The organism is Nocardiopsis metallicus, assembly GCF_014201115.1.
Classification (GTDB): domain Bacteria; phylum Actinomycetota; class Actinomycetes; order Streptosporangiales; family Streptosporangiaceae; genus Nocardiopsis; species Nocardiopsis metallicus.
Window position 1 is genome coordinate 7312052 of record NZ_JACHDO010000001.1, and the last position, 21568, is coordinate 7333619.

18 protein-coding genes are annotated in these 21568 nt (G+C 70.3%); 10 read left to right on the plus strand and 8 right to left on the minus strand.

What is annotated here, in order from left to right; all coding sequences use genetic code 11:
- Positions 1-8: 8 nt before the first annotated feature.
- Positions 9-461 carry a roadblock/LC7 domain-containing protein gene (locus HNR07_RS32165; protein WP_184370219.1) on the minus strand — a complete coding sequence of 151 codons (453 nt, stop codon included), beginning with the start codon at positions 459-461 and terminating at the stop codon, positions 9-11.
- Positions 462-463: 2 nt separating this feature from the next.
- A complete protein-coding gene (locus HNR07_RS32170) occupies positions 464-3106 on the minus strand; it encodes a nitrate- and nitrite sensing domain-containing protein (protein WP_301184316.1) in 2643 nt (880 codons plus the stop codon).
- A 486-nt stretch (positions 3107-3592) separates the two neighbouring features.
- On the opposite strand from HNR07_RS32170, the gene HNR07_RS32175 reads away from it, so the two are divergent.
- Positions 3593-4672 carry an RDD family protein gene (locus HNR07_RS32175; protein WP_184370222.1) on the plus strand — a complete coding sequence of 360 codons (1080 nt, stop codon included), beginning with the start codon at positions 3593-3595 and terminating at the stop codon, positions 4670-4672.
- 160 nt (positions 4673-4832) lie between these two features.
- On the opposite strand, the gene HNR07_RS32180 is transcribed toward HNR07_RS32175, so the two are convergent.
- The 4 genes from HNR07_RS32180 to HNR07_RS32195 are packed head-to-tail and all read right to left on the minus strand — an operon-like array spanning position 4833 to position 8880.
- Positions 4833-5231: a DUF3592 domain-containing protein gene (locus tag HNR07_RS32180; protein ID WP_184370225.1), complete on the minus strand. Its 399-nt coding sequence runs from the start codon at positions 5229-5231 to the stop codon at positions 4833-4835.
- On the minus strand, positions 5224-5907 hold the full coding sequence (locus HNR07_RS32185; protein ID WP_017580805.1) for a TetR/AcrR family transcriptional regulator: 684 nt from the start codon (positions 5905-5907) through the stop codon (positions 5224-5226). The genes HNR07_RS32180 and HNR07_RS32185 overlap by 8 nt, the downstream gene beginning before the upstream one ends.
- Before the next feature lie 32 nt (positions 5908-5939).
- Positions 5940-7982, minus strand: a complete 2043-nt coding sequence (locus tag HNR07_RS32190; protein WP_246421397.1) for a YhgE/Pip family protein — start codon at positions 7980-7982, stop codon at positions 5940-5942.
- Between the two features lie 58 nt (positions 7983-8040).
- A complete protein-coding gene (locus tag HNR07_RS32195) occupies positions 8041-8880 on the minus strand; it encodes an ATP-binding cassette domain-containing protein (protein ID WP_184370231.1) in 840 nt (279 codons plus the stop codon).
- 252 nt (positions 8881-9132) lie between these two features.
- Between HNR07_RS32195 and HNR07_RS32200 the strand changes: the two genes are divergently transcribed.
- The 3 genes from HNR07_RS32200 to HNR07_RS32210 all read left to right on the plus strand — a co-directional run bounded on the left by HNR07_RS32200 (position 9133) and on the right by HNR07_RS32210 (position 11715).
- Positions 9133-9942 carry a M23 family metallopeptidase gene (locus HNR07_RS32200; RefSeq protein WP_184370234.1) on the plus strand — a complete coding sequence of 270 codons (810 nt, stop codon included), beginning with the start codon at positions 9133-9135 and terminating at the stop codon, positions 9940-9942.
- A 148-nt stretch (positions 9943-10090) separates the two neighbouring features.
- Positions 10091-10879, plus strand: coding sequence for an endonuclease V (locus HNR07_RS32205; RefSeq protein WP_184370237.1), 789 nt, complete (start codon positions 10091-10093; stop codon positions 10877-10879).
- A gap of 71 nt (positions 10880-10950) precedes the next feature.
- Positions 10951-11715 (plus strand): hypothetical protein, encoded by a 765-nt coding sequence (locus tag HNR07_RS32210; RefSeq protein WP_184370240.1) that lies wholly within the window; start codon positions 10951-10953, stop codon positions 11713-11715.
- A 64-nt stretch (positions 11716-11779) separates the two neighbouring features.
- Here the strand turns inward: HNR07_RS32210 and HNR07_RS32215 are convergent, their stop codons facing one another.
- Positions 11780-13219 (minus strand): GuaB1 family IMP dehydrogenase-related protein, encoded by a 1440-nt coding sequence (locus HNR07_RS32215; protein WP_184370243.1) that lies wholly within the window; start codon positions 13217-13219, stop codon positions 11780-11782.
- Between the two features lie 243 nt (positions 13220-13462).
- Here HNR07_RS32215 and HNR07_RS32220 point away from each other — a divergent pair, with 243 nt between their 5' ends.
- Positions 13463-14392, plus strand: a complete 930-nt coding sequence (locus tag HNR07_RS32220) for a CDP-alcohol phosphatidyltransferase family protein (RefSeq protein WP_184370246.1) — start codon at positions 13463-13465, stop codon at positions 14390-14392.
- Between the two features lie 127 nt (positions 14393-14519).
- Here HNR07_RS32220 and HNR07_RS32225 read toward each other — a convergent pair whose 3' ends face one another.
- Positions 14520-15680, minus strand: coding sequence for an acyltransferase family protein (locus tag HNR07_RS32225; RefSeq protein ID WP_184370249.1), 1161 nt, complete (start codon positions 15678-15680; stop codon positions 14520-14522).
- A 465-nt stretch (positions 15681-16145) separates the two neighbouring features.
- Here HNR07_RS32225 and HNR07_RS32230 point away from each other — a divergent pair, with 465 nt between their 5' ends.
- From HNR07_RS32230 to HNR07_RS32250, 5 genes are all read left to right on the plus strand, one after another.
- Positions 16146-18038 (plus strand): amidohydrolase, encoded by a 1893-nt coding sequence (locus HNR07_RS32230; protein WP_184370252.1) that lies wholly within the window; start codon positions 16146-16148, stop codon positions 18036-18038.
- Positions 18039-18080: 42 nt separating this feature from the next.
- Entirely contained in the window at positions 18081-18848 is a 768-nt protein-coding gene (locus HNR07_RS32235) for a M48 family metallopeptidase (protein WP_184370258.1), read from the plus strand.
- Between the two features lie 316 nt (positions 18849-19164).
- Positions 19165-19476, plus strand: coding sequence for an IS110 family transposase (locus HNR07_RS32240; RefSeq protein WP_184370261.1), 312 nt, complete (start codon positions 19165-19167; stop codon positions 19474-19476).
- Between the two features lie 66 nt (positions 19477-19542).
- Positions 19543-20741 (plus strand): IS3 family transposase gene (locus tag HNR07_RS32245; protein ID WP_184371482.1). Its coding sequence is split into 2 segments (ribosomal slippage): positions 19543-19786 and positions 19786-20741, totalling 1200 coding nucleotides; the frame shifts between segments, so codons are not numbered across the junction.
- A 41-nt stretch (positions 20742-20782) separates the two neighbouring features.
- Positions 20783-21541 (plus strand): transposase, encoded by a 759-nt coding sequence (locus HNR07_RS32250; RefSeq protein ID WP_184370264.1) that lies wholly within the window; start codon positions 20783-20785, stop codon positions 21539-21541.
- Positions 21542-21568 lie beyond the last annotated feature (27 nt).

A 21568-nucleotide genomic window follows, 5' to 3' on the forward strand; every position in this document is an offset into this window, starting at 1 on the left:
ACCGACCCCTAACGCGTGGCTTCCCCGGAAGCGCCCTCGTGGCGGGGCGCGGCGTCGAGATAACGGCCGACCTGCTCGACCAGGACGTTCATCTCGTAGGCGATGAGGCCGACGTCGGAGCTCTCCTCGGCCAGGACGGCCAGGCAGGCACCGCGGCCGGCGCCGGTGACGAAGAGGTAGGCGCTCTCCATCTCCACGACGGTCTGCAGGACCTCGCCGCCGCCGAAGTGGCGGCCGGTGCCCCGGGCCAGGCTCTGGAAGGCGGAGGCCACCGCGGACAGGTGCTCGGCGTCCTCCTTGACCAGTTCGCGGGAGCGGCCGATGAGCAGGCCGTCAGCGGAGAGGACGATCGCGTGGCGGGATCCCACGGCGCGGTCGAGCAACTCGTCGAGCAGCCAGTCGATGTCCTTCTTGCCCGCGGCGTTTCCGCTGCCGCGCTCGGCGCTTTCGGTACTCGTCACGGTTACGCGTCCTTGTCGGTGTCGTTGGTGTTCTGCTGGCCGTCGCGCCGTCCGCGGTCCGTCCCCTGCTGGAACGCGGACATGTTCCGGCGCAGCCGGGCCAGCCGTTCCTTGCCGTCGAGGGTCGGCTCGGAGGAGGGACCGCCACCGGCCGCGGGTCCGAAGTTCCCCGTGTCGGAGGGATCGGTCGCCAGCTGGGGGGCCAGGTTCTCCTGCGGACGACGCTTGGGCAGCGCGGGGCGGCCGCCGCCGGCCTGGACCTTCTCGGCCGGCTCGGGGTCCTCGGCCGGGGACCCCGCGGGGGAGTCCGGAACCGCGCTGATCCGGGAGTTGCGGGTGGGCAGGGAGGGACGGCGGTCGTCGTCCTTGGCGGGGGTGCTGAGCAGGTCGCTCTCGGGCGCCTCGGCCGGGGCGGGGGACGGTGCGGGGGTCTGGGACGCTGCCTCGGGCGCGGTCGAAGCCTGGGACGGCGCCTTGGCGCCGTCGCCCCTGTCAGCGTCAGCCCTGTCTTCGCCGGTCCGGTCGCCCTCGGGCGTCGGCGACGTGGAAACCGAGGTCAGCAGCGGCTTCCCGGGCCGCTTGGTGCGGCTCGCCTCCAGTGCGGCGCCGGGGGTGCGGTCGACGATCTCGCGCACCTCCCAGATGTCCTCGCCGGTGTCCTCACCCGCGGGTAGCGGGGTGCGGTCACCCGAGATGAGGCCCTGCGGGAGCAGCACGATGGCCTGCACGCCGCCGTACGGCGACGAACGCAGGTGTACGCGGATGCCGTGGCGGTGCGCCAGGTGCGAGACCACGAAGAGGCCGAGGCGCATCTTCTCGTTGAGGCGCATCACGTCGAACTCGGGCGGGTCCGCCAACAGGGCGTTGGCCGAGGCGAGCTCGCCGTCGGTCATGCCCAGGCCCCGGTCCTCGATCTCGATGGTCACACCGTTGGGCACGTCCTCGCTGCTCAGGCGTACCTGGGTGTGCGGCGGCGAGAACATGGCGGCGTTGTCGACCAGCTCGGCGACCAGGTGGATGACGTCGGCGACGGCCGGGCCGTTGAGGTTCACCCGGGCGATGCGCTCGCGCTTGACCCGGGTGTAGTCGCCGGACTCGGAGATCGCGCCGCGCAGGACGTCGATCAGCGGCATGGGGCGGTGCCAGGTGCGGCCCGGGGCCTCACCGCCGAGGATCAGCAGGTTCTCGGCGTTACGGCGGGAGCGTGTCGCGAGGTGGTCCAGTTTGAACAGCTGGGCGAGCTGGTCCGGGTCCTCCTGCTCGCGCTCCATCTTGTCCAGCAGGCGCAGCTGGCGGTGGACCAGCGTCTGGCTGCGGTGGGCGATGTTGAGGAAGACGCGGTTGACGCCCTGGCGCAGCTCGGTCTGCTGGACGGCCTCCTCGATGGCTGCGCGCTGGGCGGTGTTGAACGCCTGCGCGACGTCACCGATCTCGTCGTCCCCGGCCTTGAGCTCGGGCAGCGCGGTGGAGGTGTCCACGCGCTCGCCGCGGTGCAGGCGGTCCATGATCTCCGGCAGCCGCTTCTCGGCCATGTCCTGGGACTCCGTGCGCAGCGTGAGCAGGCGCTCGGTGAGGTTCCGGGAGGAACGGCGGGCCAGGAAGAACGCCACCGCGATGACGGCGGCGACACCGAGGCTGCCGCCGACAGCGAGGGCCACGGCGCTGTTGGCGTCCTCACGGCTCATCTGCGCCGAGTGCAGTGCCTCGTCCGCGCCCAGAGCGGTGAGTTCGGTGAGCACGTGGTCGTAGGCGGCGTCCCACTCGGCCTTGTCCACCGGCATGGTCAGGTCGTCGACGGTCTCCGGGGCCAGCGTGATCGGGTCGGTGACCGTGGTGGACTCGATCTCGCGCTCGACGATCTCGTCCGAGAGCCGGGTCAGGGTGGCGAACTCGGGGCTCTCCATCACGGCGTCGTAGCGCTCCAGGTGGCCCTCGCCCGCGAGGTAGGGGGCGTTGGCGTCCAGGAGGGTCTCGAAGGCGCCCAGCAGGGCGGTGAACTCGCGCTGGTCCTCGAGGGAGAGGTCGCCGGTGGCGAAGGCGCGGGCGATCTGTGCGTCCAGCTTGGCGCCCACGTCCACTGTGCGGAACATGTACACCGCGGTGAAGCCGGGGCTGACGGCGTCACCCTCGTTGCCTTCACGGCCCTGGCTGTCGAAGCTGTCGGCGCCGTGCAGGACGAGCTCGTTGTAGTAGTCCAGGACGTCGGCGCGGCCGGCGTCACCGTTGTCCACGGCTTCGCGGAACTCGCCGATCTCCTGGTACATGCCGTGCAGCATCTCGATGTGCATGCCGGCGTCGCCGGGGGCGAGGTCGGCGAACCCGATGAGGTCCTCGACGACGGCGCCCAGGGAGTCGTCGGTGGCCTGCCGGGTCTGCTCCAGCTGCTGGACGAGGTCGGCGTCGTCGGGGTTCTCGATGTAGGCGATCGTCGCGGACCGCTCCGTCATCGCGTCCACGAGGCCGACGGCGGCCGGGGTGACCAGTTCGTCGGTGGCCTTGGACCGGATCAGTTTCAGGGCCGCGTCGCCGCCGAGGGCGAAGGTGAGGATCAGCCACAGCGCGACCAGCGCGGTGGTGGGGATCATGACCATGGCGCGGATACGGGCGGTGATCGTCCGCCCACGTTTCTTCGGTACTGCCTGCACGGTTCTCCTGTCGATCCGCGTCAAAGTCTTCTCGGGGTGGTTGCGGTGCCGCGTGGCCGCCAGTTTCCGCTTCTTGGGCGGTCGGCGCGCTCGCACGTGGGGGCTCCACCCCGCGGGCCGTGCTCGTCCCGTCATGGGGTGGTCGAGGCCGGGCCTACCGCAGAGTAACCATAAACGGGGGTTTCGGCGTTGGGGGTGGTATCTCGCCTGGGAAACAGCGGATTATCCGGGTACCGCTGGCAGTCTGCCATGAAGTTGCGAAATGTTCATCCAAGGGCGCGTATGACGTTTGTGGGGACGGTGTTCCAGGAGAGGCCCGTGTCCTATAGGGCAAACGTCACACGTGGTTCCCGGTTCCGCTTTGCGAGGCGCTACCGGATACCCGCCGAACTGCTCTTGGGAGGTGATGTCGCCGTTCCCTCCCCACACCGGCGCGGGGCGTACTAGCCTGGCGCCCCGGGAACGAGCAAGGGGAACGCACACGCCATGGGGCAACCGTTCGGCGGAGGTCAGGCCGCCATCGAGGTGGCGGTCGCCGCCATACCGCTGTTGATGGTCATCGGATCCGCGCTCTACCTGCGCGGTCAGCACCGGCGCTACGGGCGCCTGGTGGGCTGGCCCGGACAGCTCACCCTCGCCACCCTGCTTGCCGGGCTCGGCCTGGCGGTGTACGCGGTGTGGCCGCTGCCCGCCTCGGCCGACGGGCTCTGCCCCGTCGAACCCGCCCCCGCCCCGCCACTGGAACTCCGTGACGCCGCCCTGGCCCTGGGGATCTTCCTGCCGGTGGGGATCTTGGCCCGTTCCAGGTTCCGTCGCGGAGTGTTCACCACGGTGGCCATCGGCACCGGCCTCGCCGTGGCGGTGCACGCCGTCCGCGCCACCGGTGTGCTCGGCCTCTACCCGTGCGCCTACAACGCCGCCGCCCTCGAGATCGCCGGGATCGCCGCGGCCGGGACCCTCCTGGGTTGGCTGCTCGCCCGCTGGGTGCCCGCCCTCTGGCCGTTCGGCCCGCACCGCTCCTGGCCCGTGGCCGTCCCCGACCGGGTCGCCCCGGACCTGGCCCGGCGCATGTTCGGCACCCTGATCGACCTGGGCCTGTGGTGGTTCGGCGCGGCCACGCTCGTCGCCCTGCTGAACGCCTACGGGATCATCCGCCCGGGTACCCAGGAACAGGTCCTCACCGGCACCCTCCTGGGGTTGTCCCTGCTCTTCGGCCTCTTCCTGCCCCTGCTGCGCCGCGACCGCAGCACCCTGGGCCGCGCCGCCGTCCACCTGGCCCTGACCGAGTGGAGCCTGCCCCGCCCGGCCGTCCGCCGCCGCGTCCTGGCCCGCGCGGCACTGCTCTACGCCCCGGTCACCGCGCTGGTCGCGTTCGGCCTGCCGTGGTTCGCCCTCGCGGTGGCCGTTCTGCACGCCTGCACCGCGGTGGTCCGCCCGGACGGCGCAGGCCTGGCCGACCTCATCTGCCGCACCCGCGTCCGCACCCGCTCCAGCCTGACCGGGTCCCTTCCCCAGCGCCTGGTTCGTTACGTCCCGCCCAAGGAGGACGTCCCCGCTCCGTCCTGAGCCACAGGGGGCCCTTCCGTTCGTGCGCCGGGGCGGCCGATCCTCCGGAACACAGCGCGAGACGAGACAAGCCGCTAGCGAGGAACGAGCTGGAGCAAGGGCCGCGCCGAAGGCTTCTGTTGAGGGTGGTGGCGGGCGACGGGCGGGCGCAGGCGCGAGGTTACACGGTCCAGTGGAGGTAGCCCAGGAACGCTCCGATGAGGACCAGGAGCAGGCCGAGGGAGCCGAACATGCCGCGGACCCAGTGGCTGAGCCAGGGCGCGGAGACGATGCGGGCGTGTTCGGGGACCTCGGGGTCGTAGGAGACGGTGACGATCTCTCCGGCGCGGGAGGCCATCCAGCCGGTGTTCTCGTGTTCAGCGTGGATCTCCTTGCCGTCCTCGGTCTGGAACTGCACGATCATCCGGGAGGCCACCGACGTCTCGTGGTAGCCGATGACCCTTCCCTTGGCGCGGACGCCGTTGCGGACCAGGCGCAGTTCCATCCGGGTGTCGCGGGTGACCATCCACAGCAGGACGGCACCGACGATCACCGGCAGCAGCGGGTAAAGGTCAGCCATGGCGGGGGAGTCCTCTCCGGGGTTCTTCGTGCGGGGGATCAGCGCGGGGAGGCTGGCCGATGAGACCGTCGGCCATGTGCGCCAGGGTGGTGTGGATGTCCTCCACGGGACGCTCTGGCTGGAGGGTACGCCAGTCCAGAGCCACTGTGACCACCATGCCGAAGAGAGCGGATCCCGCAAGGGAGGTGTCCAGGTCCGGCCGGGTCAGGCCGCGTTCGACCATGGCGTCGAGCTGGTCCGTGATGACCCCGATCGCCTCGGTGCGGATCTGTCGGACCGCCTCGTACCAGGCCCGGTTGGTGCGCCAGGCCTCGGCGATGAGCAGCCGGGCCAGCGCCTCGTGGGTGCTGATGAACACCACCCCGGCCCGCAGTACCTCGGCCAGGGCTTCGCGGGGCGCGGCGCCCTGGCCGGGGTCGGGCACGGAGTCCCGAAGCGTGTCGGCCAGGCGGGTCACGCCCCACTCCATCAGGGCCGCGTACAGCTCGTTCTTGCCCCCGAAGTTGTAGTAGACGGTGCCCTTGGCGACGCCGGCCCGTTCGGCGATCTCGTCGACGGTGGTGGCGCCGTACCCCTGTTCCGAGATCAGGGTGACGGCCGCTTCGAAGAGTTTGCGCCGGGTGGCTTCACGGCGGCCGCTGAGGGGCCGCCCCGGTTCGGGGGTGCTCACGTTCATTCCTCCCATTGTGCCCGTGACCGGGTCACCCGTCAGATCTTCAGCGCCGGGTAGAGCGTGGACATCGTCCATTCGCGCTTCTTGGCAACGGCGCGCCAGGTGAGGAGCATGGGTACCACCAGCCACAGCGCCATCACCCCGAACGCCTGCGCGACCACGGTCATGTCGCCGCCGCCGACCAGGTGCCGCATGGCGGTCACCCCCCAGTGCAGGGGCAGGTACGGGCCGATGGCCTGGAAGAACGCCGGGCTGGTCTCGATCGGGTAGGTACCGCCCGCCGAGGTCAGCTGCAGGACCAGCAGCACCAGCGCCACCACCCGGCCCGCGGCGTTGAACTTCACGTTCAGGTACTGCACGGTCGCGGTGAACGCGGCCGAGGTCAGCAGGAGGAAGGCGATCAGCAGCAGCCAGTTCTGGGAGTCCAGACCCAGCGCCAGGCGCAGGACGGTCAGCATGACCGCCACCTGGGCCCAGCCGAGGATCAGCGGGACGATCCGCCCGGACAGGGCGACCCGCCAGGAGGCGGCGGAGGAGGCCAGCGCGCGGCTGGACAGCGCGGGCAGCACCATGAACACCATCATGGCGCCGACCCACAGGGACAGCGGTACGAAGAACGGCGCGAACCCGGTGCCGTAGTTGGGCACCTCGTTGTCCACCTCGCTGTCGAGCCGGACCGGCTCGCTCATCATGTCGGAGGCGGTGACCCGGCCCTGGTCGGAGTAGGTGGGGATCTCCTCCACCCCGTCGGCCAGACCCTCGGCGAGCTCGTCCGTACCCGAGGAGAGCTGCCCCAGGCCGTCATGGAGGTCACCGGCACCGCCGCTGAGCGTGCCCAGTCCGGTGTCGAGCTCTCCGGCCCCTTCGGCGGCGCCGGAGAGACCGTCGCGCAGGTTGCGCGTGCCCTCCGCCAGTTCCGCCAGGCCCTCGGCGAGTTCGTCGATCTGCTCCCGGGCGTCCTCGGCGTCCTCGACGATGTCTGGCAGGTCCTCGGACAGGCTCACCGCCTTCTGGCTGAGGGCGGCCGCCTCGGCCGCGGCGGAATCGATGTCCTCGCGGTTGTCGTTGACGAACCCGGACACCTCCAGGGCGGTGGCCATGGCCCCCTGGAGGTCGGTGAGCAACTCGTACAGCTCGGGCTGCTCCTCCTCCAACTCGGGGTGGTCCCCCAGGTAGTCGGTGAGCCGGCCGTCGACCTCGGTCAGCGCGGTGACGTCGATCTCCTCGGGCAGCTCGCCCAGGGCCTCGGACACCGCACCGGAGACCTTCGCGGCCTCCCTGGCCTTCTCCTGGATGTCGGGGATGTCCTCTTCGAGCTGGGGCAGCCACTCGTCCACGAGGTCGTCGAGCGCGCCCACCTTCTCGTTGACCTCGTTGGAGGCCTCGGTGGCACCGGTGGCGATGGTCTTCGAACCCTCGTAGAGCTGGCCGATCCCGCCGCTCAGCGACCCCGCGCCCTCGTGTGCGCTGTCGATCCCCTCGGACAGCTCCCCGGAGCCGGCCTCGGCGTCGTCGGCGCCGGTCGATATCTGGTCGGCCCCCTCTGAGGCCTCCTCGGTCTTGCTGTGGATCTCGTTGAAGCCCAGGAAGATCTGGTCGAGGTAGTCGCTGATGGCGGAGGTCGCCGCCGCCTCGCGGATCTCCTTGAAGGCGCTCCCGGCGAGCTGGCGGACGATGTAGCTGTTGGAGTCGTTGTAGTTGGCGACGAGCAGCGCGGGGACCGGTTCCTCGCGGTCGCGGGAGGGCGAGGTGATGGCCTCGCTGAAGTGCGCGGGGATGGTGAGGGTGACGTAGTAGGTGCCGTCGTCCAGGCCGACGGCGGCCTCCTGGGCGTCCACGAGGTGCCAGTCGAGGTCCCCGCGGTCCAGGAGGGTCTCGGTGAGCTCGTCGCCGGCGTTGACCTCCTCGTCGTCGACCTCGGCGCCCTCGTCCGCGTTCACCAGGGCGACCGGCAGGTTCTCCATCCGGTCGAAGGGGTCCCAGAACGACCACAGGTACATGCCGGAGTAGAGCAGGGGGATGAGCATGAGCGCGGCGAGCGCCGCGGTGGGCAGCGGTGACCGCAGGAAGGACCGCATGGTGAGCAGTCCGAGCCGGGGGACGGCCAGGGGACGGTAGCGGGGGGCGCCGGGTTTCCTACGAGTCTTCACGGTGCGCACCCCCGCCGGTGTTCTCCGTCCCCGAGCCCTCGGGGGCCAGCAGTTCGTCGATACCGATCACGCGCTCGGTGCCCTCCGTCTCCGCGCCGCCGGTTCCGACCTGGTCCTGCTCGCCGGCTGCGTTGTCCTTGTCTCCCTCGGCGTCCCTGCCGTCCTCGCCCTGTCTGATCTGCAGGGGGCCCTGGGTGTCCCGGTCGGCCACGGCGCCGAGCTCCCGGGAGTCCGCGCAGGTGGCGATCACGGTCAGCCCTTCGTCGGCGAGGTCCTTCAGCGACCGCCACATCTGCGCCTGGTGCTCGTCGTTGAGCCCGCTGTCCACGTTGTCCACCACGAGCAGGCGGGGTTCGCAGACCAGGGCGAGGGCCACGCCGAGGCGCCGCCGCTCCAGCATGGAGAGCTCCTTGACCATGGTCCGGCGGTCCAGGTCGGCCAGCCCGGCGGCGCTCATCGCCGCGTCCGACACCGATCGGGCCGAGGGCCGCAGCCGCAGCAGGCGGGCCTCGGAGAGGTGTTCGCTGACCCGCAGGCGTTCGTCGAGGGCGTTGACGTCGTCCATCAGCCCGAGCGCGCTGATCCGCCGTACCTTCCGCGCCTGCTTGGGCAGGGTGTATCCGTCCACGTGCAGGGTGCCCCCGGTGGGTCTCATCCGGCCGGAGAGCGTGAGCAGCAGCGCGCTGCGACCGCCCCCGGAATCGGCCTGGAAGACGGTGAGCGTCCCCGGGCGGGCGGTGAAGTCGACCCCCGTGTAGACGGGCCCCTCGCGGGTGGTGAGTGTGACGCCTTCTGCGTGCACGCGAGCTCCGGTGGCCCGACGCATCCTTGCGGCCTCCCCCATTTTGAACTGACCAGTCAGTACAAATTCTCGGCTCCACGGTACTGGCCCGGGGCGGTGGTCCCGAGCGTTCGGGCCTGTGGCCTCTGGCACAACGAGGCGCACCAGGGGATGGCGGGATCGGCGGTCGAACTTGGTCCGGGCTTTCCCGTGGATGGGGTTTGAGGTACGTTGATACGTAATTACGTAATAATTCGAACGAGTGTCGTGCCCACACCGCGCCCCAGAAAGGCCCGCATGCGTCACAAGTTCTCGGCCCTCGGTTACTGCTTCCTGCTCGTCTACGTCGTCTACCTGGTCCTTCTCTTCCAGGTCCCCGCACTCGAGCTCTCGGCGCCGCCCGCGTTCGTCCTGCTCGGGCTCTCCCTGGCTCTGGTCTTCGGATCGGCGTTCTGGCCAAAACCGAAGCTCCAGGAGCGGGAGGCCGTCGAGGTCGCCGCGCCGGTGAGCGGTGAGTGGATCGCGGTGAACAGCCCGGCCGACAAGGTGCCCAGCCACGGGGCGCGCGGTTCCGGCCAGGAGTACGCCATCGACGTCTTCGTCGACTCCGGTCGACCGGTCATCGACGGCTGGTGGCCCGCCATGCGCCGACCCGACGACGGCTTCCCGGCCTTCGGCCAGCCGATCCTGGCGGTCGCCGACGCCACCGTGGTGCACGTGTCCGACGGGCAGCGCGACCACCTCAGCCGCAACAGCTGGCCCGGGCTCGCCTACATGTACGTGGTCGAGGGCATCGTCCGGGGGAACGCCGGGTGGCGCTTCATCTTCGGCAACCACGTCATCCTGGACCTGGGCGACGGCGTCTACGCCGCCTACGCGCACCTGAAGCGGGGTTCGGTCGAGGTCGCGGCGGGGGACCGGGTCACGGTCGGCCAGCGGATCGGCCTGTGCGGGAACTCGGGCAACTCCAGTGAGCCGCACCTGCACTTCCAGCTGATGGACCACCCCGAGATCCGCCGGGCCACGGGCATCCCCTTCCGGTGGACCGGGGTCGGCGTCCCCGGAGCCGGAAAGCCCTTCACCCCGCCCGAGCCCGCGCCCCGCTGACCGCGCTCGTCGAAGCGCCCACCGAAGCCCCCTCCGAACCGCCTCGGTCCGCGTCCGTGGACGGGACGCGGACCGGGGCGTCCCCGTCCTAGACTGCGCGTTGAGAGGGTGTCGGGCAGGGTACGGACCAGGCAAACGGGGGGAACGCGTGAGCGACATCGCGGAGCGGGCGGCCAAGGCCCTGGACGATCCGGAGAACTGGCCAGCCGAGCCCAAGGAGGCCGTGGTCCGCCAGCGCCTGCTGGCCGAGCGGGTGCGCACCGAACCCCTCGACCCCGGCTCCGTGCGCTACGTCGCCGGGCTGGACGTGAGCTACGGCGTGGGCGACACCGAACTCGCCGCGGCCGCCGTGGTCCTGGACGCCCGCACCCTGGAGGTCGTGGACACCTCCCTGGTCGCCGACACCCCTTCCTTCCCCTACATCTCCGGGCTGTTCGCCTTCCGGGAGCTGCCCCCGGTGCTCCGGGCGATCGAGGGGCTGTCCGTGGCCCCCGACGTGTTCGTCTGCGACGGTTTCGGCCTGGCCCACCCCCGCCGGTTCGGGATCGCCAGCCACCTGGGCGTCCTCCTCGACGCTCCGGTGGTCGGCTCCGCCAAGTCCGTGCTCTACGGGAAGAACTCCATGCCGGGGGAGGAGCGCGGTTCATGGACGCCCATGATCGCCGGGCGCTCCGAGCTCGTGGACGACACCGAGAGCCTCGCCGCGGAGGGGGCCGAGGTGATCGGCCGGGTCCTGCGCACCCGCGCCAGGACCAAACCCGTCTACGTGTCCGTGGGTCACCGCGTGGACCTGGCGGGTTCGGCCGACCTCGTCCTGCGGCTCTCGCCCAAGTACCGGATCCCCGAACCCATCCGGCACGCGGACCGCCTCTGCGGCCAGTACCGCAAGCGGCACAAGGAGCGCCAAGAGCGCCAGGAGGGCTCGGGCGAGGGCTGAATCCCCGCGGTGGCGGGAGGTTGAGTACTCGTACTCAGGCGCGGCACGGGCAGCGGCCCTGAAGATGGGGCATGACCTTCTGGAAGCAGTACACCCCCTCCACCCCCGTCCTCGCCATGACCCTCGGCGCGATGGCCCTCATGGTCGGAACCGCAGGGTGCGGGACCGCCCCGGAGATCGAACCCGGTTCCTCCGCCGCGGAGGAGCTCCCCGAGCTGAACCCGGACGGCAGCGCGCCGTCCGAACGCATGACCCTGGAGGAGGCCGCTCCGTTCCTGCGGGCCCAGGGCTACGCCCCGGCCGAGGGCGACCTCAGCGGCTACCAGGTCACCTACCTGCCCGACGCCGTGGAAGGCACCCCCTACGACCACGACGTCAACGCGTGGCTGATCCAGGAGCTGGGCGAGGGGGCGGCCCTGCCCTACGACGAGGAGGTCGAACGGTCGTGGCTGCCCGACACCATTGACGTGGACCACCTCGTGGACGACGACGGCCAGGTTCTGGCCGAGCGCGAGGCGTTCACACCCTCCGACGTGTCAGTCACCGTCCTGCGCCTGGAGGACTTCACCGACGTCGACGCCTACCTGGACCCCGGGGCCGAGGACGGCACCACGCTGGAGGAGGCACTGCCCGGCGGGGGCATCAGTGAGCTCCCGGACGGGACCGGCTACTACAACGGCGCCGGGGCGCTCTTCGTCCCCGAACCCGGAGTGGTGATCGAGGTCTCCTACATGGACGAGGCCGTGCTGGACGAACTGCTGGAGCACCCCGACGGCGAGGTCGAGGGGTACCCGGACGAGGTCCTGCTGATCGTGGAGGGCATCGAGCCCCTCTAGCCCACCGGAACAGAGGGGAGGGGCCCGAAAGCCCCTCCCCGTCACGGTTCCTGACCTGCTCGGACTACCAGCCGTTCTCCACGGGGCGGCCCTCGTTGTACCCGGCTGCGCTCTGCACGCCCACCACGGCGCGCTCCTGGAACTCCGCCAGCGACGTGGCGCCCGCGTAGGTCATGGAGCTGCGCACACCGGCGATGATCTGGTCGATGAGGTCCTCGACCCCGGGACGCTCGGCGTCCAGGTACATCCGGCCGGTGGAGATGCCCTCCTCGAACAGCGCCTTGCGGGCCCGGTCGAACGGGGAGTCCTCGGACGTGCGCAGCCGCACCGCGCGGGCCGAGGCCATCCCGAAGCTCTCCTTGTACTGGCGGCCCTGGGCGTCGCGCATGACGTCGCCGGGCGACTCGTAGGTCCCCGCGAACCAGGAACCCACCATCACGTTGGACGCACCGGCGGCCAGGGCCAGGGCGACGTCGCGCGGGTGGCGCACCCCGCCGTCCGCCCACACGTGCTTGCCCATCTCACGGGCGGCGGCCGCGCACTCCAGCACGGCGGAGAACTGGGGGCGGCCCACGGCGGTCATCATCCGGGTGGTGCACATCGCGCCCGGGCCCACGCCGACCTTGACGATGTCGGCACCGGCCTCGATGAGGTCCCGGGTGCCCTGGGCTGTGACGATGTTGCCCGCGACGATCGGCACGTCCGGCGAGAGCGCGCGGACCTTCTCGATCGCGGAGATCATCTTCTCCTGGTGACCGTGCGCGGTGTCGATCACCAGGGTGTCCACACCGGCGGCCAGCAGCTCGGCGGCCTTGCCCGCCACGTCGCCGTTGATGCCCACGGCGGCCGCGACGCGCAGCCGGTTCCGACCGTCCACGGCGGGCTTGTACAGGGTGGAGCGCAGCGCGCCGGTGCGGGTGAGCACACCCACCAGGGCGCCCCCGTCGTCGACGACCGGGGCGAGCCGGTGCCGGAAGTCGTGCAGTATCCCGAACGCCTCCTGCGGTTCGGTGCCCGCGGGGATGGTCAGCAGCTCGGTGGACATCACGTCGCGCAGCTGCGCGAAGCGGTCCACGCCCGCGCAGTCGGCCTCGGTGACCACGCCGACCGGGCGGCGCTCGTCGTCGACGACGATCACGGCGTTGTGCGCCCGCTTGGGCAGCAGGTTGAGGGCCTCACCGACGGTGCTGGCCGGGTTCAGGGTGATGGCGGTGTCGTAGACCAGGTCGCGCTGCTTGGTCCAGGCGATGACGTCGGAGACCACCTCGAAGGGGATGTCCTGCGGGATGACCGCGATACCGCCGCGGCGCGCGATGGTCTCGGCCATCCTGCGGCCCGCCACCGCGGTCATGTTCGCGACGACCAGCGGCACCGTGGTGCCGGTGCCGTCCGGGGACGACAGGTCGACGCTGAGCCGGGAACCCACGGCGCTGCGGCCCGGGACCATGAACACGTCGCTGTAGGTCAGGTCCTGGCTGGGGACCTGGTCGTTGAGAAAACGCAATGCCTCTACCTCGGTCGAGACCGAAGGGGGTGGACCACTCCGCCGCGTCACCGCTGGCGGCACCCTGTTGATCCCCCTCTTACCAGTCAAGTATGCCGTCACCGATTAGGTTGGGGGTACCCCCGTCTGGCATGATGACTCGATCCCACCTCTACCCGGCCCTGGCCCCTGCCTCGAATCGGTGACCGCATCCAGTGCGCCGTAGGCTTTCTCGGGCTCTGTGCTTTCCAGGAGAACTCCCGCATGTCGCGTTTCACTCTCGCGCAAGTCAAGGAAGAGACCTACAAGGCGAAGGACGCCTGGTGGACGGTCTTCCTGGTCGATCCGCTGGCGGGTCGGCTGGTGGTGTGGACGGCGAACCGGACCAACATCACACCGAACCAGCTGACCCTGGGCGCCGGTGTACTGGGCCTGCTGTCCGCGATCTGTTTCGCGGCCCCCGTCTGGGCGGGTGACCTGGGCTGGGCGTGGCTGCTGGTCGGCGCGCTGCTGTTCCACCTGAGCTTCGTCCTGGACTGCATGGACGGCAAGATCGCCCGGCTGAAGCACAACGGGTCGGTCTTCGGCAGCTGGGTCGACTTCGTCTTCGACCGGATCCGCTTCTTCGGCTGCGTGATGGCGCTGCTGATCGGCCAGTGGCTGGTCACGGGTAACGCCGCCTACCTGATCGTCGCCCCGGTGGTGGTCTTCTTCGACCTGCTGCGCTACCTCAACGGGTCGCAGGTCGCCAAGACGCGCAAGAGCATGAAGCAGGCCCTGGCGGTCGCCTCGGGCGACACCGACGGGCTGCGCGCGGAGGCCGCCAACCCCGACGTGTCCGACCCCGAGGACGACGAGATGTCGGACGCCCCGGCCAACGCGGAGACCCCGGCGCCCGAGGGCCTCTACCCGCGGGTACGGAACTTCCTGCTCCGGCACCGGGTGCGCCCGCACCTGTTCAGCGGCATCGAATTCGAGATGTTCCTGTGCGTGGTGGCGCCGGTGACGGTACTGGTGGCCTTCTTCACCCCGCTGAACAGCCTCATCATCCCGGTGGCGGTGTTCTCCGTGCTGGCCCTGGCCTTCTTCGAGATCGTGCTGGTGGCCCGCCTGTACAAGGAGTCCAGGCGCTTCGAGGCGCGCCGCCGTGAGCTGGCCACCGCGACCCCGGCCACCGCGGGCGGCGGCAGCTGAGCCGAGGCGGTCCGAGGTGAGCTGGGCCGACTCTTCTGACATGTGGAAGGGGCGTTCCGCGCGCGGCGCGGGACGCCCCTTCCGCTGTGCCTTCCACGGGGGTCGGGAGGTGTCGGGGGGGGTCCGCCTAGACGGAACCCTTCTCCCGCTCGGCCCCGCTCCCGGCCGCACGCTTCCCGGCGTCGGCCTCCTTCCTGGCGAGGCCCTTGTCGTCCTGGCGCAGGAACCAGGTCGGCTGCGGCTCGACCGCCCACTGCAGGCACCCGCGCACCAACGGGGTGCACAGCAGCAGGGTCAGCCCCACGCCCGCCGCGAGTGTGACGGCCAGCCCCACCGGGCCTGCCATCACGTCGTACCAGGGCGTGTTCTTCAGGATGAGCAGGACCACCGAGTGGCCCAGGTAGACGAAGAGCGTGTAGGCGCCCAGCGGCGTGTACCAGGTCTGCCGCTTCGGGGTGAGCGCCAGGACCGCGATGGTCATGGCCAGGGCCAGACCCATGAAGGCCAGCCGCAGACCGATGCTCGGCAGCAGCGGGTCGATGTCGCGGTCGGTGAGGCTGTCCCGCCAGAACAGCCAGTCCCGGCTCAGGTGGTCCGAGATCGGTACGGCCAGGACGGCCGTGACGCCCAGCACCAGCACGGAGCCGACGCGCACCCAGAGCTTGTCCAGGTAGGCGAAGTGCTCGCGGCGCAGGCTCAGGCCCAGCACGAAGAACGGCAGGAAGCTCAGCACCCGGCCCAGGGACAGGGTGGTGCCCAGGTCCGCCGTGGCGGCGAACAGGGAGACGATGATCGCGATCGCCACCGGCCACCGCAGCCGCTGCCACACCGGCACGCTCAGGCGCCACAGGAACAGGGCGACCAGGAACCACAGGGTCCAGGTGGGCTGCAGCACGGACAGGGAGTCCGGGAGCCCGCCGCGCTCGACCGTGTAGATCGCCTGGTGCGCGGTCCAGAAGATCAGGTAGGGGACGGCCAGCGTCAGGACCAGCTTCTCCACCCGGTTCGACGAGGCGTCGAAGGACCGGGAGAGGTAGCCGCTGATCAGGATGAACGCGGGCATGTGGAAGAAGTAGATCCAGTAGTAGAGGGCACTGGTGGGCCCGTGGTCGGTGAGCGGCTCGATCGCGTGGCCGACGACGACCAGCGCGATGAGGATGAACTTGGCGTTGTCCAGGCGGGCGTCACGGCCCGGCGGCTTCTCCTGCGCGGCCTTGGCCGTGGCCGCGGAGACCCGGGCGGTCGCGCCGTACCCGTTCTCCGGGGGCTGCGGTGCAGGACTGGTCATGGATGAGGCCACAGAGGACTCCGAGATCATGTTTCGGGGCTATGGGTATGGGTTCCGCTACCCTCCGTGCGGGATGGGGGCCGTCCGGCCGGTCGAGGGCGGGGATCGGGTGGCGCGGTGCCGGGCGGTGCCCGGGGCGCCGGGCGAAGCCGTTCGGCGAACGTGCTTCCGTTACGCTACTGAGACATATTGCGGTATGCCAGTAGTTCGCACAAATCAGGTAAAGGTTCCAGGGGCGCGCTCAGGCCCGGGGCGGGGCTCGTGAGGGCTCGGGGCCCGTGGGGACGGGCGTGTGATGGCTTACCGTGCGCAGACCCTAACCCATGGGTTCCGCCAGGGGACACCACGGCACGAATGTGGCAGTGTGAACCGGCGGCGGCCTCGCCGATAGGCTGCTCCCAGGCGGCTGAACCCCCTGACAACCATTCATCCTTTCAGCGCCCGCAGCCGAGAACGAAGAAGGCGGTGGAAACCGTGCCGCACGCGGTGGACCCGAACCGTGCAGCTCAGCACGGCAGCGTGGTCATGCGACTCCTCGACGAGCTCTTCCCGCTCGTGGAGGGGGTCTACGTCGACCTGCACAAGAACCCGGAGCTCTCCCACTCCGAACAGCGCACCGCCAGCGTCGTCGCGGAATGGCTGAACCGAACCGGCTACGAGGTCCACAGGGGCGTCGGCGGCACCGGTGTGGTCGGCATCCTCCGCAACGGCCCCGGCCCCACGGTGATGCTCCGCGCGGACATGGACGCCCTCCCCCTGGAGGAGAAGACCGGTCTGCCCTACGCCAGTACCGCCAAGGCCCCGGGCCCCGACGGCGTCGAGGTCCCGGTCATGCACGCCTGCGGCCACGACGCCCACACCGCCTGCCTGATCGGTGTCGCCGACCTGCTCTCGGAGACCCGTGAGGAGTGGGCCGGAACGGTCATGGTGGTGGCCCAGCCGGGCGAGGAGACCCTCGACGGCGCCCAGCGGATGATCGACGACGGTCTGTACGACCGCTTCGGCCGCCCCGACGTCATCCTCGGCCAGCACCTGGGCCCGCAGCCCGCCGGGCTCATCTCCCACCGGGCCGGGATCATCCTCGGCGCGGCCAACGCCTACCGGGTGCGGATCTTCGGCGAGGGCGGCCACGCCTCCCAGCCGCACACCACCGTCGACCCGGTGCTCATCGCCGCCAACATCGTCACCCGCCTGCAGGGCGTGGTCTCTCGCGAGATCAGCCCCAGCGAGATGGCGGTGCTGACCGTCGGCAAGATCCAGGCGGGCACCAAGGCCAACATCATCCCGGACGAGGCCTACCTGGAGATCAGCACCCGCGCGCTCAACGAGAACGTCGCGCAGCAGCTGGAGCAGTCGATCGAGCGGATCGTGCGCGCGGAGGCCGCCGCCTCCGGTGCCGGCCGCGAACCCGAGGTCGAGCGCTTCCAGGGCAGCGGGGTCACCCACAACGACCCGATCGCCACCGGGGACGTGGCCGCCGCCCACCACGCCTACTTCGGTCCGGACTACGTGATCCACCTGCCGGACCCCTCCCCGGCGACCGAGGACTTCTGCCGCTTCGGCCTGCCCGAGGACCCGCAGCCCATCCCGTACGTGTTCTGGTTCGTCGGAGCCACCCCGCACGACGTGTGGGACAACGCCCCCGGCGACACGCCCTACGAGAAGATGGGCAACGTCCCGAGCAACCACTCGCCGTTCTTCGCACCCGACCGCGAACCCACCCTGCGGGCCGGGCTCGCCGCGCTCACCGTGGCCGCCCTGTCCTACCTGGGCAGCGAGAACAAGAACCCGGCCGCCATGGCCTCGGCGCCCGCGGCCGCCCCGATGGGCAACTCCTTCCCGGGGCCGGCACCCACCGAGGCCGCGGACCCGCGGGGCAACACCGACCCCAGCGCGAGCTTCGGCGGCGACCCGCTGTCGGACGTGCCGCCGCCGATGCCCACACCCGCGAACACGCCGGTCGACCCGTTCCCGGACCCGCTCACCGGGCCGCGCCCCGCGGAGCCCAGCTTCTCCGAGGAGGCCAACGACGCCTACGACAGCGCGTTCCTGGCCGCCGGCGCCTGGCCGGAGGAACCCGCCCAGTCCGCCTACTCCACCCACGACGCCGACATGGACTCGGTGATGGACCGGCAGGACCAGGAGATCCGCGACGAGTGGCGCAGTGACAAGGCCGAGGAGTCGACCCTGTCCGCCGACATGGCCGCGATCATGGACGAGGACGAGGCCCCCGCCTCACCTTCGGGTCCGCCCGCCGGGCCGTCCTACGGCGGACCGCCGCCGGCGGGCAACGCGCACTCCGCGCCGCCGCCCCCCGGGCCGGACGACGATCTGCCCGACGCCCAGTACCGGCTCTGACCACACGTGGGGGACATCCCTTGGCAATGGGGTGACCCCCGTGTGCGTCGCTCCCTGCGACATCACCGGGAAACCCCCCTTTTGGTGGGCTGCGTCCTCGTGACGCTGCTCGCTGTCGTGGGGGCCGTCAGCCGGGCCCTGTCCGGGGACCCCAACCAACCGCTGCTGCTCCTGAGCATCCCCGTGGTGGTGTACTTCGTGCGCGGGCAGCTCTACGCCCGCCAGCGCGTCAACGGGGTGCGCATCACCGAGGCGCAGTTCCCGGAGGCCCACCGGATGGTCGCCGAGGCCGCGGAGTCCTTCGGGATGCGCCGCGTCCCGGAGGCGTACATCGTGCTGGGCAACGGCACCATCAACGCCTTCGCCTCCGGGCACGGATTCCGCCGCTACGTGGCGATCCACAGCGACCTCTTCGAGGTGGGCGGACGCCTGGGGGACCCCGACGCACTGCGGTTCGTGATCGGCCACGAGGTGGGCCACATCGCGGCCGGGCACACCTCGTTCTGGCGCCAGTTCGCCATCTCCATCGCCCAGGTGATCCCGGGCGTGGGCAGCACCCTGGGCCGCGCCCAGGAGTACACCGCCGACAACCACGCCTACGAGTTCTGCCCCGAGGGCGTGCAGGGCGTACGCGTCCTGGCCGCGGGCAAGTACCTCTACCCGGCCGTGGACTTCGACGACATCGCCGCCCGCGCCCACACCGACACCGGCTTCTTCGTGCTGCTGGTCAACCTCCTGTCCAGCCACCCGGTGAACACGTTCAGGTTCGCCGCCCTGGCCGACCGCTCCACCCCGGGCCGGGTCCTCTAACACCCGTGATCTTGCTACCAGGAGCGAGTTCGGCGCCGAACTTGCTCCTGGTAGCAAGATCTACTGGTTCACCATGGTGGGTGTCGGGAGGGTTTCGACGGGAGCCGCCCGGCAGCGGCGCTGGGGTGACTCCAGCAAGATCTGTCCCGCGTGGACCTATCGATGACCTGTCCACCAGCGCTCGCAGGCCAAGGCCCTGGCCGCGGGAGTGACCTCATAGAAGCCTGTGCAGCCGATAACTCACAGTAGATCTGTCCCCCGGGCCAGGGCCCTGGTAGTCGTCCCGTTCCTGACCAAGAGGAAGCAGGACACCACCATGGTGACAGTGGGTATCGATCCGCACAAGGACATGCACCAGGCCGTCGCGCTGGCCCAGGACGGCACCCGCCTGGGCAGGGCCAAGAAGGTCAACACGGGCCCCCAGGCCCTGGGCCAGCTCTTGGCCTGGATCCGTGCCCTGGCCGCAAACAGCCCGGTGCTGTGGGCCATCGAGGGCGGCCCCGGCCTGGGCCGGGCCCTGGCCGACGCTCTGCTGGGGGCGGGCCAGGAGGTGGTGTGGGTGCCACCGCGCGCCATGGCCGCCCACCGCCGCCTGGGCGGGCCGGTGGGCGCCAAGTCCGACGTGTGATCTTGCTTCGGTTCGGTGGACAGGTGTCCGCTTTCGGATACTTTGTCATTGAACGAGGAGATTGAAGTGCCCAAGACCCGCCCTGCGTACCCGCCGGAGTACCGCGATCAGATCATCGCGCTGGCCCGCTCCGGCCGTAGCCCCGAGGACCTGGCAGCTGAGTTCGAACCCTCGGCCCAGACGATCCGCACCTGGATCAATCAGGCCAAGATCGACTCCGGCCAGGCAGAGGGCACCACCAGCGATGACAAGGCCGAACTGGCCCGCCTTCGCCGAGAGAACGCCCAGCTGCGCGAAGAGCGCGAGATCCTGCGCAAGGCCACGGCTTTCTTCGTCCGGGAGACCAGTCGGTGATGTTCCGGCTGATCGACGAAGAAAAGACACGCCACTCCGTCTCCCTGATGTCCCGGCTGCTCGGCGTATCGCGGCAGGGCTACTACAAACACCACCACCGAATCCAGGACGGCCCCACGGCCAAGGAACGCTCCGACGCTGACCTGTCCGAGCGCATCCAGGGCCACCACGAGCGCTCCCGCGGCACCTACGGCTCCCCCAGGCTCCAGGCCGACCTGGCCGAGCTCGACGGCATCCGCGCTGGACGCAACCGCATCACCCGGCTGATGCGCCGCCAGGGCCTGGTCGGGGTCCACCGCCGCACCGGCCGCAAAAGCCTGACCTCCCAGGACCGGATGGCCACAGCCCCACCGGATCTGGTCGGTCGTGACTTCACCGCCCATGCCCCCAACACCAAGTGGAGCGCGGACATCACCTACGTGCCCACCGACCAGGGGTGGGTGTACCTGGCGGTGGTGATGGACCTGTTCTCGCGCCGCATCGTGGGCTGGGCGATGGCCCCTCACATGCGCGCCGATCTGGTCTGCGACGCGCTGGCCATGGCGGTGACCGCCCGCCGTCCCGGTCCGGGGCTGATCCATCACTCGGACAAGGGATCGCAATACACCAGTCTGGCCTTTGGTCGCCGCTGCGAAGAGGCAGGGATCGCTCCCTCGACGGGGCGGACGGGGTCGTGTTACGACAACGCCGTCACCGAGAGCTTCTTCGCGTCGTTGGAGACCGAGTTGATCGACCGCACCCGTTTCGCCACCAGGGCGGATGCGGAGCGGGAGGTGTTCTCCTATATCGAGGGGTTCTACAACCCCTGGCGGCGGCATTCGGCCAATGGTCAGCTCAGCCCGGCTGAGTATGAACGTCGCCACACCGAAGTTGCTCAAGACAGGCTTGCGGCGCTGTCTCAGGCCGCGTAAAACCCCAGCTCACAGGTGTCTACCGAACTGAAGCAACATCAGTGATCGACGCGGTGGCCATCGCGCGTGCGGCCCTGGCCGACCCTGGCCTGGCCCGTCACCGGATCGACCCGCAGGTGCGGCAGGTGCGTGTGCTGGTGAACCTGCGCCAGAACCTGACCGATCAGCGTGTGGCCCTGACCAACCGGGTGCTGGCGGCGGTGCACATCGAGCTGGACCACCGTCTGGGCCAGGGGGCGTTGGCCACCCGGGCCAAGGTGGGGCGGGTGCGTGCGCTGGTGGAGGGGGCCGGGTTGGACGAGATGGTGCGGTGGGCTCTGCTGGAGCAGTTGGAGGAGATCCACACCCTGTTCGTGCGTGCGGCCGAGGTGGAGCGGCGCCTGAAGGAGTTGGTGGAGCCGTTGGCGCCGAACCTGTTGGGGATTCGTGGTGTGGGTGTGGTCTGGGCTGCGGTGTTGCTTGCGCAGGTGGGGGATGTGTCGCGGTTTGCGACCTCGGCGAGGATGGCGCGGTGGGCGGGGAGCGCGCCGATTCCGGTGTTTTCCTCGGGGCGGGATCGGCACCGGTTGCACCGGGGTGGGAACCGGCAGGTGAATCGGGCGTTGCACTCGATCGGGGTGGTCCAGGTCCGGCTGGGTGAGCCAGCGCGGGAGTTCGTGCGTTCCCGGGAGGGGGCCAAGGGCACCAAGGGTGCGTATCGGGCTTTGAAGCGGCATCTGGTGGATGTGGTGTATCGGGCGATGGTCGCTGATCAAGTGGTGAGAGGGCGGGCTGAGGTCTGTCTTCAACCCGCCACTTGACATAGAAGCGTCATCGGGGGAGGGAGG